Origin of the sequence: Streptomyces sp. NPDC004609 (assembly GCF_042873655.1) — a bacterium.
In the GTDB taxonomy this organism is placed as follows: domain Bacteria; phylum Actinomycetota; class Actinomycetes; order Streptomycetales; family Streptomycetaceae; genus Streptomyces.
The window spans coordinates 84,735-99,761 of the sequence record NZ_JBIALS010000012.1 but is presented as its reverse complement, the minus strand read 5'-3'; the positions used below and the strand labels follow the sequence as shown (position 1 = coordinate 99,761).

Sequence of the window (15,027 nt, the reverse complement as noted above, 5' to 3'; positions counted from 1 at the left end):
GGGGCGGGCGGCCGTTGTCCTGCCCGGTCCTATCGGCTCTGCGCCTCGGTCAGGTCCGCGCCGGCCTTGGGGCCCGGCTTGGTCTTGACGAACTTCAGACCGACGACACACGCGATGATGCCGCCGAGGAACAGGATCTTCAGGGCGGAGGTGGATTCCCCGCCCGTGATCATGGCGTACATCACCGTCAGCGCCGCGCCGATGCCGATCCACACCGAGTACGCCACGCTGATCGGGATCTTGATCATCGCCCAGCCCAGCCCGGCCATGCTGAGGGCCAGACCGACGAAGAAGACCACGGTGGGAACGGGCTTGCTCAGCCCGTCGGACATGCCGAGGGCCGTCGCCCACACCGCCTCGAAGACGGAACTGATCAGAAGAATCACCCAGGGCATCAGCTGACCGCCTTCAGTCCGACGACACATCCGATGAGTCCGACCAGCAGGAACACCCGGGCCAGGGTGGCCCGTTCCTGTCCGGTCACGATCGCCCAGGTGGCGGTGAGCACGGCGCCGATGCCCACCCACACCGCGTACGCGGTTCCCGTGGGAAGGGACTTCATGGCGTACGCGAGGCCCGCCATGCTTCCCGCCAGTGCCACGGCGAACACGACGGACGCGACGGGACGCTTGAAGTTCTTGGACGCCGACAGAGCGGTGGCCCAGACGGCCTCCAGCACTCCGGACGCGATGAGAATGGCCCAAGCCATGACAGAACCGACCTCCGATTGGCCAGTCTTGTCGCTGAGCGGGTACTGATCCGTCGTCCGCAGATCCCTCCGGGACCTCACTATCTGTATAGCACATTGAGATCGGCCGGCAACGCGGCGTTCGCCTCCGGAGAACACCGGGAAGCGCTGATGTGACCTGCGCCTCACCGAACTCGCGAGCGGCCATGTGCCCTTCGCCGAGTGCCCCGGGGAGTGGCCGACCACCATGCTCGGCTTCCCCGGCGCGGCGGGCCCCTGAGGTACGGCCCTCCCCGTCTCCGCCGCCCGGGTGTCTCCCCGGGCGGCGGACGCCGCCGCCGGGACCTACTCCCCGGTGTGCGCCCTGCGGAGTCCGGCGATGTCGAACTTGGTCATGGCGAGCATGGCCCGCATCGCGCGGGCCGCCTTCTCGGGGTCCGGGTCACCGATCAGCGACGGCAGTTCGTCCGGGATGACCTGCCAGGACACCCCGAACCTGTCCTTCAGCCAGCCGCACTGGCCCGGTTCACCGCCGCCTTCGAGGAGCCGGTTCCAGTAGTAGTCGATCTCGTCCTGGTCGGCGCAGTGGATCTGGAACGAGACGGCCTCGTTGAACGTGAACTGCGGGCCGCCGTTCAGTCCGACGAACTTCTGCCCGTTGAGGGTGAAGTCGACGGTGACGACCGTTCCCTCGGGCCCCGGGCCGGCGTCGGTGACCCGGGTGACCGAGCCGATCTGCGAATCCTTGAAGACCGATACGTAGTGATCGGCAGCGTCCTCGGCCTGGCCGTCGAACCACAGACAGGTGGTGAATCCGCCACTGGTCATGCGTGATGCCTCCTCCGCACGGGAACGTCGTCACAGCTACGACCGATCGTCCCCCGAGAACTCATCGCCCGCGCGCCCGGAAGGTACCCCCTGGTTTCGGTGGCCGGTCACGCGGCCTTCCGGACCCATCTCCCGGCACGGTTCAGCCCGGCGCCGCCCGCGAGCCGCACCGCCGTCAGGGTGCTGCTACGGGAGACACGCGGCCACGCTCGCACCGCGCAGGGTGAGGCGGGCGGCCGAGTGGCGGTCGCGGGGACGTGCGCCGATGCCGTCACGCGTACGGGCCGGACCCCCTCCCCGGGGGCAGTGCCCGACAGAACCGCCTGCTCCGGACGGGGAGGCACGCAGGGGCCGCGACGGCACACAGCACGTGCGGGGAAGCGTCGCGCGCGGGCCGCCGGGCCGCACGGACCCGGGCGCTTGACCCCGCCGCGACGTCACGGTGTGGCATGGGGCTCGGGGGAAGTCCCCCGCCCCGGTGAAGATGAGGTGCCCGCCATGTCCATTCCCGTACGAACCCTGCCGTTCGACCACCCCGGCCCCCTGGAACCGTGCCCGGAGTACGCGGAGCTGCGCACCGGAACCCCCGTCGCTCCGGTGATGACCCCGGACGGCCGGCGGGCGTGGCTGGTCACCTCGTACGACGCCGTCGCGGCGGTGCTGTCCGACGCGCGGTTCGGGATGGCGCCGCCGGGGGCCACCTCCGCGGGCAACCACACGCTGTTCCAGGACGGCGAGGCGCACGCGCGGCTCCGGCGGCTGGTCTCCAAGGCGTTCACACCGAGGCGGATCGCCACACTGCGACCGCGCGTCGAGGAGCTGGCGGTCGAGTACACGGCAGCGCTCGCCGCCGCCGGACCGCCCGCCGACCTGATCGCCGGGCTCGCCGCACCGCTGCCGCTGCGGGTGATCGGGGAGCTGCTGGGCGTGACGATCGACGGGAGCGAGCGCTTCCGTGAGCTGGCCGACACGGCGAGTTCCGCGGACTTCTCCGCGGCGGGCGACTCGGCGGAGGTGGCCGCGGCGACACGTGCCTGGCACGACCTCACGCTGTACGCCGCCGATCTGGTCGCCGGCAAACGCCGGAGCCCCGGGGACGACCTCCTCAGCGGCCTGATCACGGTGCGCGACGGCGACGACGGACGGCTGAGCGACGACGAACTCGTCGGCATGTCCACCACCATCGTCGCCGCGGGCTATCTGACCACCCGTAACGCGATCGGCGTCGGCACGATCCAGCTCATCGCCGAGGGACGGCTGGCCCGCCTCGCCGACGCCCCCGAGGAGCTGGAGGGCGTGGTGGAGGAGCTGCTGCGCCATCAGTCCGGGCTGACCGCGGAGCCGTTCCCGCGGTGGGCGCATGAGGACCTGGAGCTGGCAGGGGTCGCGATCAGGGCCGGTGACCCGGTCCTGGTGCGGCTGGAGGCGGCCAACCGCGATCCCCGGCACTTCCCCGAGCCCGACCGGTTCCTGCCCGGGCGGCAGGGCTCCAGCCCCCATCTGGGCTTCGGCCGGGGCCCGCACCACTGCCTCGGCGCGGCCCTGGCCCGTATCGAACTCCGCGCCGCCTTCCGGGCCGTCGCCCGGCAGCTGCCCGGCCTCCGGCTCGGCGTCCCCGTCGACCGGCTGGTGTGGGCCCGCGGCCAGAACGACGCCGGCCCCACGGAGGTGTCCGTCACCTGGTGAAGTGTTCCGCGGCGGCCGGCCGGTCCACCGCTCGGCGCGGCACCCGGCGACCGCGGGCGGCGGCGCCCGGGGAACTCCTTCTCCGGGGTGAGCAGTTGGACGGACCATCGCGTCCGCCACCGCCCCGGCGGCAGCCGACGACGCCCGCGGCCCCCGGGTGACGCGCCGGAGGGTTCGTCCTCCGAGCCGTCCGGTGCCGCTGTGCCGTTCCGGGCCCGGCCTCCGTGGCGTCCCGCAGGCGGTGTCGGAGACGGCGCCGCCACCACGGTGGTGTTTCCCGGGTCCCGCCCGGGTCGTCGGCCCGTCGTCACTCGGGCCGCGCGGGCGCCGGATCACCGGGAATCCGTCGGCGACGGCGGTGCGCCTGGAGGGCCGGCGACGCCCCGACCCGGCCGGACGTACCGGCATCCGGGTCCCTGCGGTCGCCCGCGCCCGCGCGCCGTCGGATGATCGCTGCGACGGCACGGTGGCCGGGACACGGAGCGGCGCGATGGGCGATGACGTGGAGTACGGGGACGGCGGGCGGCAGGCGTACGGCGGGAGTGAGCACGCCCGCCTGGACCGGCGGGGTTTCCTCGGGGCGGCCGTCGCGGGGGTCGCCACGGCCGCGGCCGGATGTGACTCCGCTCCGGGCCGAAGCCCCGCGCCGTCCGGCCGGACCTCCCCCGGGCCGGCGGCGACGGCCCCCGAGCGGGAGAGGCCGGGAAACCCCGACTGGCGGATCGCCTCGACCGGTCCGCCCGACGCGGTCGAGGGCTACACCGACAGGGCCGGAGTCCTGCCCGGCGAGGAGTTCGGCCTCCACGTCTCGACCACCGCGCCCGGCTTCCGTGTGAGCGCCTACCGGATCGGCTGGTACGGCGGTGCCGGGGCCCGGCTCGTCTGGCGCTCGGAACGGCTGCCGGGACGGCGGCAGGCGCCCGCGCGGCTGCTCCCCGACACCCGGACCGTCCGGGCGGACTGGGAACGCACCACGTCCGTGCGCGCCGACGGCTGGCCGCCGGGCGCGTATCTGCTGCGCCTCGACGCGGAGAACGGCCATCAGCGGTACATCCCGCTGATCGTCCGCTCCGCCGACGTCCGGGGCCGGACGGTGCTGATGCACGCGGTGGCGACCTGGCAGGCGTACAACACCTGGGGCGGCCACGACCTCTACCGGGGCGAGGACGGCTCGTACGCGACCCGGTCGCTCGCCGTGTCGTTCGACCGGCCCTACGACCGGGAAGGCGCCGAGAAGTTCCTGGTCTACGAACGCGCGGTGGTGGTCCTCGCGGAACGGCTCGGCATCCCCCTGGCGTATACGACGGGGCTGGACGTGCACCAGGACCCGTCCGCGCTGCGCGGCGCCGCGGCGGTGCTGTCGCTCGGCCACGACGAGTACTGGACGCCGCGGCAGCGGCTGCACGTCACCGCGGCGCGGGACGCGGGCACCAATGTGGCGTTCCTGGGCGCGAACGCCTGCTTCCGGCGGATCCGTCCGGAGGGCACCGGCCCCGGCGCGTACCGCACGGTCGTCTGCTACAGGTCGGCCTACCGGGACGATCCGTACTTCGCCGCCCACCGGGATCTGCCCACCAACGACTTCCGCCAGTCGCCGGCCGCCGCCCCCGAGTCGTCCCTGACGGGTGTCCTCTACGAGGGCTACCCCACGGACGCGCCCTATGTCGTCCACAGTGATGACCACTGGCTCTACGCCGGTACGGGGGTGCGGCGGGGCAACGCGTTCGCGCACCTGGTCGGAGTGGAGTACGACCGGGTCACGCCGGGTGTGCCCACCCCCGAGCCGCTGGAGATCCTCGCCCACTCACCCCTGGTGTGCAACGGGCGGGCCAGTCACGCGGACTCGGCGTACTACACCGTGCCGAGCGGTGCGGGCGTCTTCTCCAGCGGGACGATGCGCTGGGTGGAGGCGCTCATGGCGGGTACCCGCGAGAACGGCCGCAACCACGGCATGGACGCCCGGACGGGTGCGTTCGTCACCCGTACCACCGAGAATCTGCTGCGGGCCTTCGCCGAGGGACCGGCGGCGGGAACCCGGCCGGCGCCGAGGCCGAACGCGCGCAGTGTGTACGCGGTCTGACCGCCGATCGGGGTCCGCGGTCTCCGGCACGCTGCTCCGGCCGGCCGGCTTCTCCGCGGAGGGCGGCCCCCAGCGGGTCGGCGGTCGGCGTTCCCGCACCGAGTCACCGTGACAGCGGCGATTCCGGCGGCGGCGGGCGGCGCCACGGCGCCGGTCATCCTCCGTCGCCGCTGTCCCGCTGGGTCTGCCGCCCCGCCGTGACCACATCGCGCATCGCCAGCAGGAAGCGCCGCACCGTGGCCAGCTCGGCCTCGTCGAAGGAACCCATCGCCGACACCATCTCGTGGATCAGCGGCCCGAAGAACGACCAGCCCAGCGCGACGGCCCGCTCCTCCACGGCCAACAACACGCGGCGGCGGTCGCGGGTGTCCCGTTCCCGGCGGACGAGGCCCAGCCGCTCCAGCCTGTCGATCAGCGCGGTGGTGGACGCCGAGTTCACTCCCAGCTGCGCGCCGAGCCACCCGGGTGTGGCGGTGATCCCGGCCCGGTCGGCGTCCAGCAGCTGGATCAGGGCGCGCACATCCGTGGGATGCAAGGAGTTGGCGTCGGCGAACTCCGCGGCGAAGAGGTCGAGTTCCACCGTGACGGCCCGGAGCACATGGACGAGTTGCAGCGCGGGGTCCCGGTCGTCCATACGCTCTCCACACTCTCCATTTTTGTTTTATCTCGACCAGCGAGATTCTCGACAGGCGAGCGATTATAGCGCCGAAGGGCCTTTGCTGCCGGCGGCGCCGAAGAGCGACGGCGAGGTGGTGCCTTCGCCGGGCCCGCTACGGGAAGGGATACAGCGTGAGAGCGCCGTCCTTGTCGTCCGTGGCCAGGGTCCGATGGACCGTGTTCGTGCCGATGGACGGGAACATCACAGCGTTGGAAACGCTGGAGTGCTGCAGCCCGATGAGGTGACCGATCTCATGAAGCGCGACCGACTCCACATCGTGAGCGTTGGACACCGCCCCAATCGACCAGAAGTGCTCGCCGTTGTCGAAGTGCAACGGCTGCGGAAGTCCCGGGACGAGTGTTTCGCAGGCGGGCGGGAAGTCGGCATGCGCGATCGCGGCGCCGGTCATGTCGAAGTCCGCTTCCACGGTGGGGCGCCAGCCCACCAGGATGTCCGGGTCGTCGGTGGGCAGGATTTCCAGGAACGTCAGCGGCGTATGGAACTCCCAGGTCTGGAAGGCGTTCCGGACGGCTCCGAACTCGTCGTCCCCGGGAATATCGGAGGTACCTTCGTCGAACGCGTAGGTCAAGTCCCTGCGATCCCACGCGCAGGCCGTCGAGAAGGCGACGCCCGACTCCGGGTCCGGCATGCCGCAGCGGGGCTCGGCCATACGGTCACGCGTCTGTTCGTCGAAGTCGCCGGTGACCGGCAGTGCGTTCTGCTTCTGGTACCTCTTGAGAGCCGACGACACCTGATCGCTGAGCTCACCACGGGCGCTGTGCTCGCCGCCGAGGTAGCCGAAGCGCTGAAGGAAGCCCTCGACCTGCTCGAAGTCCGGGTCGCTCAGCCCTTTTTGCAGTGTGCGGACAGCCGAGATGTCAAAGAACTCTTTTCGGGATTCTCCATGCATGGCCCTGACCTCCGGATGAGTTTTTTCATGGTGGTCTCGGGACCTGAGCGGCATCCGGTGGGCGCCGCTCAGAAACCAATCGTTCGTGCGCGATGAGGCGTCGGCGTCGGGCCGGTCACGCGGCATCCTGGCTGCACGAACCTCCTTTTCACGATACTGCGCGCCGCCCTGTCACACCATTTGACCCATGAGGGGGAAATCCGCGCCGGCGGTCGCAAAGTCCCGTACGTCCGACGAGGAATCCCGTCGGCGCGGCCGCGAGGGGATCCGCTCACGGCGACGCTCCGGCTGACGGGCGCGAGGCGGCTTCCGGTGGTGCCGGTGTCGATCAGCGGATGCCCGGACCGTAACGGCGGCTCAGTGTTCTCCCCGAGCCCGGCGCGCGGCGGCGATGACGAGTTCCCTGAAGCCGTCCTCCCTGGATCCCGCCGTGACGCCGTAGTCGTGGCTGTGGGTGAACTGCGCGTTCGGGAAGGTGTCACGCATCCACACGGCGCAGTAGTGTCCCGGCATCAGGCAGGGCTCCAGCTCGCAGTACACACGGGTCACCTGCCCGGCGCTCACACCGGACGACGACAACCGCCGCCAGACCTGTTCCTCGGGGTGCGGCCGGGCCGGGCCTGCGGTGTCCGTGACGATCTCGGTGCCGCCGCTGTCCGTCCTGAACTCGAACGCGGCGGAGAAAGGGAAGTTGAGCGTGTGCCGCACATCGTCGAGAACACGCGGCCACCAGCTCTCGCGATCGGCGAAGGCCGCCTCGTCCAGTGACCGCAGCTGCCCGTTCAGCTCGGCGAACACGGCCGCTGCCTGTTCCAGGCCGTCCGCGGCGGCGATCCGGGGCAGCGCCCGGTCGAGTGCGAGCAGGGACTGGTTGAGCCGCGTGACCGAGGAGCTGACGTACAGATCGGGGACGACCTGGTCCAGGACGACCGCCTGGACGGCGCCGTCGGGACGTACGCACAACTGTGCGCCCTTGTCGTCCCCGAGCCGCAGCCAGGCTCCCATCTGGGGCGGTGGCGGGGGCATCCCATGGCGGGAGGCGTACATGTGCAAGGTCGCCGGCTCGCCCCGCGGTACCGCCCCGAAGTAGGGGGCGACGGCCACGGGGACTCCCGTCTCGGCGAGTTCCGCGCGGGCGGCGGCGTGCGGCAGGGCGGCCTCCGCCAGCGCGGCCTCCGAGAAGCGGCGCAGTCCGCCGGCACCGAAGTGCCCGGCCATGGGCTCCGCCGGGTCGGTCGGCTGGTTCACGTCCACGTACGCTCCTGGATCTCAGCGGATGGGGTTCCGGCGCCCCGGGCACGGCGGACCTGGGACGGCGGGCGAACCCAGGACGGCACATGACCGAACGGGCGCGGTCGTTCCCCGTCAACGGCGTCGCCCAGGATCGCACGCTCCCGGCCGGACCTGCCGGAGGGACCCCTGCGGTCGGTGTTGTCCGGCGACGGCCCGGCGCCCGACCGTGCGATGCAGCGGGGGCGGGGCGACCGGAGCGGCCGTGGGCGCGGTCGGCCGTCCGCACACTGTCCGTCATCATGGCAGGCCGACCGATTCCCCACGCGGGCCCGAGCGCACGGTTCAGGACTGTTTTTTCGCCAACCACCCCTGCTGATGGCCGAGTTTGCTCCTCGGTCTTCTAGGCTGAGAGTCAACCAGGCCGAGAATCACACCGCATGCGGTGGCCGGATCGCGACGGGGGTGGCGATGGGTGTTCAGCTTCCGGAGGAAGTCCGGGAGATCCTGGAGTTCATCGGATACGACTGGCCGGACATCGACGAGGACCAGCTCAGGGACACCGCCCGGGAGTACCGGGAGTTCGCCGGGGAGCTGCGGACCACCATCGAGCGGGCCAACAAGGCGTGCGCGACGGTGACCGACGGCAAGAGCCGTGGTCATGCCGTCGACGCGTTCAGGACCCGTTGGGGCAAGGTGTCCGGCCAGGACATGAAGAACCTGGCCGACGCGGTCGATGTGCTCGCGGGCGCCCTGGATTCCGGCGCGGGCTTCGTCGAGGTCTGCAAGTACGCGATCATCGCGGACGTGACCGCTTCGGCGGTCGCGATCGGCGCCGGGATCGTCGGCGCGTTCTTCACCTTCGGCGCGAGCACGGTGCTCAGCGCGGCCGCGGTGGCCGCGCTGAAGGTGCTCGTGCGGGAGGCGCTGGATCTCCTGGTACAGCAGCTGATCGACCTCGCGGTGAAGGAGATCGAGGGACGGCTCCTGAAGATGCTGGAGGGCCTGTTCGACGATGCCGTCACCTCGGGCGGCAAGGACGCGCAGGGCAAGGATCTGCCGCAGGGGCCGGACGGCGTGGGCCAGGTGCTGTGGACCGAGTTCGTCGAGTTCGAGGACGCGATGGCCGAGCTCCGCCGGGAGCAGGGCCGGCTCCAGGAGCAGAAGAACGGCTTCGACGGCAGAAGGACCAAGCGCAGCCTGGTGGCGAAGAAGGACAGCCGTTTCGCGAAATTCGGCGAGGCCGTCGACAAGGCCGAGGACAAGATCGACGAGACGGCCGTCAAGATGACCAAGGAGATCGAGAAGAACGCCGACGGTCTCGACAGGACCAAGCGGGACAACGACCGGGACGACAAGAAGGCCAAGGACGACATCGACGGCTGCCAGCCGGGCAAGAAGAAGGACGACGGGGACGACACCCCCGTCTACATCCTCAATCTTGACGGCAGCGTCGACAAACTCCTTCCCAACGGGACGATCGACCGGGCGGGTTTGAACGCGGACGACAGGGCGAACCTGTCGGGGATCATGGAGAACGGCAAGGTCTGGCGCCCTCCGGGGCGCAAGGACCAGCAGAAGTGGAACACGCCGAAAGGGCACAGCGGCACGGTCAGGTCGACGAAGGTGGATCCCGCCACGGATGAACTCGGCCGCGCCACCCAGAACGCGAGGAAGGCCCACGACTACTACCAGGGCGCGAATTACGCCGCGGGCCGTTATGTGGACCCGGACACGGGCCGCACGTCCATTCTGGTGGGCCGGAGCGACGGCAGCTATCACTCCGAGAAGATCATCGGCCATCCGATACTCCAGAAAGGGAAGGAGTCGGGACTTCAGGAACTCTTCACGGAACGTGAACCGTGCCAGAAATCTCCCCGATGCAATCGATGGCTGGACAGCTATTTCCCCGAAACGAATGTGACACACGCCGTTCGGTATGATCAGAGCGACAAAGCCACACAGAACAAAGAACACACCGAATACGTCAACGCCTTGAAGGCCAGCCCCAGAAGGTAGCGCCAGCGACATGCCGCCGAGCCACCCGGTCGATCTCGACCGTCTCGTCCGCCTCTACGGCCTGCAAGGAGTCGTGCTCTTCCCCCGGTACGCGGGACAGGACTGGCCGGGATCCCGGAGTCTGGCGTCCGTGGGCCTTCCCCACGACGACCTCTTCTTCTCCCGTGCGGACGTCGGCGATCCCGAGCCGCTCCCGGTCGGGGTCGGCTCCTGGTACGACTCCAGGGGGTGGGACTGCCCGCCGGAGAGCCGTGACTGGCTGATCCTCGGCGTCATGTCCACCGCCGTGTTCGCGGTCGACCCGTCGTCCGGCAGGGTCTACGGATTCCCCGAGGGCGAGGACGGCTACGAGTCGCTGCACCGCGACGTCCCGTCGTTCGTCCACTGCCTCGTGGCGTTCCGTGAACTCATGGACGCCTACAAGGCGACTGACGGACCCGAGGCAATCGAGCCCCTGGTCGAAGCCTTCCGCGCAGAGGTGGAAGCCGTCGATCCCACCCCGCTCGGCGACGAGGACTCGGTGTGGAACCTCATCCTCGACGACGTACTGGCACAGAACTACTGACGGTCGCCCCACCCGTGTGCCGCCGGAGCCCCGGACGGAATCGGGCTCCCCGACAACGGCTGCCGTCGAGCACACCCGCCGCGCGGCCCCGGGGCCGGGCGGGTTCAGCAGGGCTGCAGGCATACGGTCATCTCGTCCATGCCGGCGATCACGAGGCCCTCGGGCGTCAGCGCCACGGCGCGGACGGGCGGGCCGGGGCGGAAGGAACGGATCCCGCCGGAGCCGGGGGTGCGGAGTTCGACCAGACCGTCCGCCCAGGCGATGGCCAGTGCCGGCCCGGAGCCGTCGTCGCCCGTCGGCGCGGCGGCCAGGGCGGCGACCGGCACCCGGCGGTGGGCGACCGGTGTCGCCAGCGGGTCCCTGCCCGGGGACCAGATCCGCACCCGGCCGTCGGCTCCGCCGCTGTACACCAACGGCATCGGCCCGGCACCGGTGCCGTCGCCGAGATCCACGGCGCTCACCGCGGTCACCGGTCCCCGGTGCAGGTGTGCGGTGCGGGGGCCGGCCGCGTCGGTGTCCGGGGCGAAGCAGCGGACGGCCCCCGCCGCGTCGCCCGCCGCGATCAGACCGGGTGACGCGGTGAGCACGCGCGCCGGGCGGTGGGACAGCCGGTCGCGGACGGAGTCGACGAACTCCGCGAGTGGGCCTCTGTCACCGCCGAGAAGCCCGGCGAGAGAGGAGGTCACGGGAGCGGAGGGGCTCCGCTGTGTCTCCAGACGGCCCTGATCGTTCAGGGCGAGCACCGTCCCGTCGTCCAGGATGCCCAGGGAGCCCGTGCCCGGAACCGGCTCGGGCAGGCGCCCCAGCGGGGTCGCGTCTGCGGGGTCCACACTGCGTACGGTGCCGTGCGCGTCGGCCGTCAGGAGCTGACCGGAGAGTGCGCCGTATCCGGCGGCCAGGGCGAGCGCGGGGCCCGGCCAGGGCGGGCTGACGTCGCCGGAGACCCTGCTCCACACCAGCCGCCAGGAAGCACCGGCGGCGAGCGCGCCCAGTTCACCGGCCAGACGCGGGGCGGCGCCGTCGCCGAGAGCGGCCTGGAGCACCAGTGCCCGGGCGGCCGGGTCGGGCTCGTTACCCAACGAAGGTCCCGCGCGCAGCCAGGCGGCGCGCAGTCCCCCGTGATCCGCGCGGGACGTCTCGTAGTGGCGGGTGACCACCAGCGGATCGGCGCCGATGACCTGGGCCGGGTCGTCGGGATCCGGCGGAACCGCGGCCTTCGTCCGCGGCGGTGCCGGGGCGGCGGTGTTCCCGGTCCGCCAGGCCAAAAGACGCCGGGGGTCCGTCCACTGGTCGTGATCGAGGTCCATGACCGCCGGCGCGTGCGCCCGCAGTCTCGTACAGGCGGGGCCGGCGTGCGCGGCTTCGACCAGCAACCGGACGTGCCGAAGGGGCAGCAGCGCCTCCACCAGCCCGGTCAGCGCCACGGGGTCCGCCGACTCGTCCAGGTCCGGCAGCACGATCACCGTCGCCCGCCCGTCGGCGGCGAGGGCTTCCACCAGTTCGCCCGGAGCGCGCGCGGCCATCTCCAACTGGCCGGCCAACTCCCACACCGCTCCCCGGATCCCCATTCCCCGCAGCGGAACCACGGCGTGGACCCGGCGGTGCGGTGGGGTGCCCGGGCGGGAACCGTGGACCGCCAGCCACGCCAGCAGCCCCGACTTGCCGGACCCCGCCCTCCCCGTCACCACACACAGCCGGGGCGCGTCCGCATCGGCCAGCCAGGCCAGCACCGCCGCGGCCGCGGGCTCCCTCCCGTACGCCGGCCGCCCCCACACCGGCTCCGGAATCCCCCCGCCGGCGCCGAACGACGACGCCCCTTCCGCCTCACCCGACATGACGCCCCCTCCGACGGCCGACCCGGCGCCGCTCCCCGGCCGGGCAGCACACGGGCAACGGCTGCCCCGACACTACGAAGCCCGTCGGCGCCTGCCAAGCGGCGCCCACCGTACCGGCGGCCGGGGTTCTCGCCGAAGGACCGGTAGGCAGGGCCGCGCCGAGCGGGCCGCCGGAACGCAGGGCCGGGCCCGGCGCGCATCCGCGCCGGGCCCGCCTCCGCGCGAGGTGTCCCGACGCGTCGCTCCCTGGTCACGTGCGTCTCAACGGGACCGTTGGTGCTCCGGCCTGAAGCAGGATCATCCGATGCCCGGCGGACGGCCGGGGACCGGTGCCGGACCCGGCGAAGGCGGTGCGCGGGTGCCCTCCGTGCACCACCCGGACCGGAGGACACCCCCCACGGGGGTCAGAGCACGGCGACGGTGAACCAGGTGTCGGTGAGCACGCCCGCGTTGTACGTGAAGACCGTGATGGATCTGGCGTCGTTGTTGCACACGGGAGTCGGTGCCCGGCGGACGTCGAGGGTGCTCTGCGTTCCGCTGTTGGGGGTCCCCATGATGACCGAGTTCCTCAGGGGGACGCCGGAGTTGACCCTGACGCAGTAGCGCCCGGTGCCGACACGCTGTGCCGACTCGACGTTCTTGCCCGACGTGAGAAGGCCGGCCGCGCTCACCTTCGCCGCCGCGCGCGCGTAGGGGGCGTCCAGGTCGACGGCTACCGCGGCCGCGGCCGTCAGGGGCAGCGAGGTCAGAACACCGGCCGCGACGGCCAGGCAAAAGCGCTTGCTCATGGTCATGGTTCTTCTTTCTGGGTGCTGTGCCAACCGGGGGGAAGGCAGAGGGACCAGCCCGTGCTGAGGGAACGGGCACGGCGGGGGGTGCGGCGAGGCGGGACTGCCGGCCTTCCACAACCGTGTTCTTGACCGAGCTCTGTCCCGCCCTCGCACCATGAGCTGTCTCTTCACCCTGGTCACGGCTCTTTTCACCTGAACAGCAGTGCTCTCACCCGCGGATCGGCGGTTCACGGCGCCGAAGGCCGGGAACGCCCGCCCGGGAACGCGTCGGCCCCACAGACATCGCCGGTGGCAGCCGGGCCCACGCGGACGGACTCGGTGGGATTCCCCCTCGACCGTGACGGCGAGGTGCCCGCATCCGAAGACCCGGCCGGCCCGGACCACAGCGGCACGGTGGCGCCCCGCCCTCGCGGAGCCGTCCCGCTCGTGCGGACCGTCACCCGACCGAATAGTTCGAAGCAGCGTTCGAGCCGAACCGCGGACCGCCGGCTCCGCCCCGGCCGGGCACTCTCCGGGCCGACGCGTCGTTCCCCGATCGGGCGGGCCTCTCCGATACTGGTGGGGTGGCCGAGCCGGCCGGCGCCGGGCGGGGCGATCTGAGTGGACAGTCGGGAGAGCCGGCGTCGGTCCCGCCGGAGACCGCCCGGCGCCGCCGGCCGCCCGGGACCCCGACCCCGGTACACGCCCGTTGCCGGTCACACCCCCTCGGGGGCGACCGGCACCGTTCACAGGAGGAACCGTTGAGGATGCTCATCAATGTCCCCGAGACCGTCGTCGCCGACGCCCTTCGGGGGATGGCCGCCGCTCACCCCGAACTCAGCGTGGACGTGGAGAACCGGGTGATCGTGCGGCGGGACGCGCCGGTCGCCGGGCAGGTGGGGCTGGTGTCGGGGGGCGGGTCGGGGCACGAGCCTCTGCACGGCGGGTTCGTCGGGCCCGGGATGCTCTCCGCGGCCTGCCCCGGGGAGGTGTTCACCAGCCCCGTCCCCGATCAGATGGTGCGCGCCGCCGCTGCCGTGGACAGCGGCGAGGGAGTGCTGTTCATCGTCAAGAACTACACCGGCGACGTCCTGAACTTCGACATGGCCGCCGAACTGGCCGAGGACGAAGGGGTACGGCTCGCGAAGGTGCTGGTCGACGATGATGTGGCGGTGACCGACAGCCTCTTCACCGCGGGCCGGCGCGGCACGGGCGCGACACTGTTCGTGGAGAAGATCGCGGGCGCCGCGGCCGAGGCGGGCGCACCGCTGGAACGCGTCGAGGCCGTGGCGCGGCAGGTGAACGACAGCTCGCGGAGCTTCGGGGTGGCGCTCAGCGCGGTCACCACACCCGCCAAGGGGACCCCGACCTTCGACCTCCCGCCCGGGGAGCTGGAGTTGGGGATCGGTATTCACGGTGAGCCGGGCCGCGAGCGGCGGCCGATGATGACCTCGCGGGAGATCGCCGACTTCGCCGTGGACGCGGTCCTGGAGGACCGGCCGCCGACGGGCCCGGTGCTGCTGCTCGTGAACGGAATGGGCGCCACTCCGCTGCTGGAGCTGTACGGATTCAGCGCGGAGGTGCACCGGGTGCTCGCCGAGCGCGGGGTGGCGGTGGCACGTACCCTCGTCGGGAACTATGTGACCTCGCTCGACATGGCGGGCTGCTCGGTGACGGTCTGCCAGGCCGATGAGGAGCTGCTGCGGCTGTGGGACGCTCCGGTACGGACACCGGCGCTGCGCTGGGGCCGCTGAAACC

The 15,027-nt window shown here is 71.7% G+C and carries 13 protein-coding genes and 1 riboswitch; of the genes, 5 read left to right on the top strand and 8 right to left on the bottom strand.

Translation table 11 applies throughout. The features are described 5' to 3' along the window. Window positions 1-29: 29 nt before the first annotated feature. The 3 genes from ACFYT4_RS14715 to ACFYT4_RS14705 all read right to left on the bottom strand — a co-directional run bounded on the left by ACFYT4_RS14715 (window position 30) and on the right by ACFYT4_RS14705 (window position 1,516). The gene (locus ACFYT4_RS14715) at window positions 30-395 is read right to left on the bottom strand and encodes a DMT family transporter (RefSeq protein ID WP_389268228.1); all 366 of its coding nucleotides are present in this window, start codon (window positions 393-395) and stop codon (window positions 30-32) included. Further along, window positions 395-709, bottom strand: coding sequence for a DMT family transporter (locus tag ACFYT4_RS14710; protein ID WP_389268226.1), 315 nt, complete (start codon window positions 707-709; stop codon window positions 395-397). Before ACFYT4_RS14710 ends, ACFYT4_RS14715 begins: the two co-directional genes overlap by 1 nt. Window positions 710-726: 17 nt before the next feature. Then, window positions 727-790, bottom strand: a riboswitch (guanidine-III (ykkC-III) riboswitch). A 243-nt stretch (window positions 791-1,033) separates the two neighbouring features. After that, window positions 1,034-1,516 (bottom strand): VOC family protein, encoded by a 483-nt coding sequence (locus ACFYT4_RS14705; RefSeq protein WP_389268224.1) that lies wholly within the window; start codon window positions 1,514-1,516, stop codon window positions 1,034-1,036. A 498-nt stretch (window positions 1,517-2,014) separates the two neighbouring features. Between ACFYT4_RS14705 and ACFYT4_RS14700 the strand changes: the two genes are divergently transcribed. Further along, entirely contained in the window at window positions 2,015-3,202 is a 1,188-nt protein-coding gene (locus ACFYT4_RS14700) for a cytochrome P450 (protein WP_389268222.1), read from the top strand. A gap of 490 nt (window positions 3,203-3,692) precedes the next feature. Beyond that, window positions 3,693-5,282: a N,N-dimethylformamidase beta subunit family domain-containing protein gene (locus tag ACFYT4_RS14695; protein ID WP_389268220.1), complete on the top strand. Its 1,590-nt coding sequence runs from the start codon at window positions 3,693-3,695 to the stop codon at window positions 5,280-5,282. 154 nt (window positions 5,283-5,436) lie between these two features. Here ACFYT4_RS14695 and ACFYT4_RS14690 read toward each other — a convergent pair whose 3' ends face one another. The 3 genes from ACFYT4_RS14690 to ACFYT4_RS14680 all read right to left on the bottom strand — a co-directional run bounded on the left by ACFYT4_RS14690 (window position 5,437) and on the right by ACFYT4_RS14680 (window position 8,098). Beyond that, window positions 5,437-5,916 carry a MarR family transcriptional regulator gene (locus ACFYT4_RS14690; RefSeq protein WP_389268218.1) on the bottom strand — a complete coding sequence of 160 codons (480 nt, stop codon included), beginning with the start codon at window positions 5,914-5,916 and terminating at the stop codon, window positions 5,437-5,439. Between the two features lie 136 nt (window positions 5,917-6,052). Next, window positions 6,053-6,850, bottom strand: coding sequence for a matrixin family metalloprotease (locus tag ACFYT4_RS14685; protein WP_389268216.1), 798 nt, complete (start codon window positions 6,848-6,850; stop codon window positions 6,053-6,055). A 357-nt stretch (window positions 6,851-7,207) separates the two neighbouring features. Beyond that, a complete protein-coding gene (locus ACFYT4_RS14680) occupies window positions 7,208-8,098 on the bottom strand; it encodes an SUKH-4 family immunity protein (RefSeq protein ID WP_389268214.1) in 891 nt (296 codons plus the stop codon). Between the two features lie 453 nt (window positions 8,099-8,551). On the opposite strand from ACFYT4_RS14680, the gene ACFYT4_RS14675 reads away from it, so the two are divergent. Further along, window positions 8,552-10,099: a nucleic acid/nucleotide deaminase domain-containing protein gene (locus tag ACFYT4_RS14675; RefSeq protein ID WP_389268212.1), complete on the top strand. Its 1,548-nt coding sequence runs from the start codon at window positions 8,552-8,554 to the stop codon at window positions 10,097-10,099. A gap of 10 nt (window positions 10,100-10,109) precedes the next feature. Beyond that, window positions 10,110-10,664: an SUKH-4 family immunity protein gene (locus ACFYT4_RS14670; RefSeq protein WP_389268210.1), complete on the top strand. Its 555-nt coding sequence runs from the start codon at window positions 10,110-10,112 to the stop codon at window positions 10,662-10,664. Between the two features lie 104 nt (window positions 10,665-10,768). Here ACFYT4_RS14670 and ACFYT4_RS14665 read toward each other — a convergent pair whose 3' ends face one another. Then, the gene (locus ACFYT4_RS14665; RefSeq protein WP_389268208.1) at window positions 10,769-12,499 is read right to left on the bottom strand and encodes a hypothetical protein; all 1,731 of its coding nucleotides are present in this window, start codon (window positions 12,497-12,499) and stop codon (window positions 10,769-10,771) included. A 404-nt stretch (window positions 12,500-12,903) separates the two neighbouring features. Continuing rightward, a complete protein-coding gene (locus ACFYT4_RS14660) occupies window positions 12,904-13,287 on the bottom strand; it encodes a hypothetical protein (protein WP_389268206.1) in 384 nt (127 codons plus the stop codon). A 743-nt stretch (window positions 13,288-14,030) separates the two neighbouring features. On the opposite strand from ACFYT4_RS14660, the gene dhaK reads away from it, so the two are divergent. Beyond that, a complete protein-coding gene (gene dhaK / locus ACFYT4_RS14655) occupies window positions 14,031-15,023 on the top strand; it encodes a dihydroxyacetone kinase subunit DhaK (protein ID WP_389268205.1) in 993 nt (330 codons plus the stop codon). The last annotated feature ends 4 nt before the right edge of the window (window positions 15,024-15,027 follow it).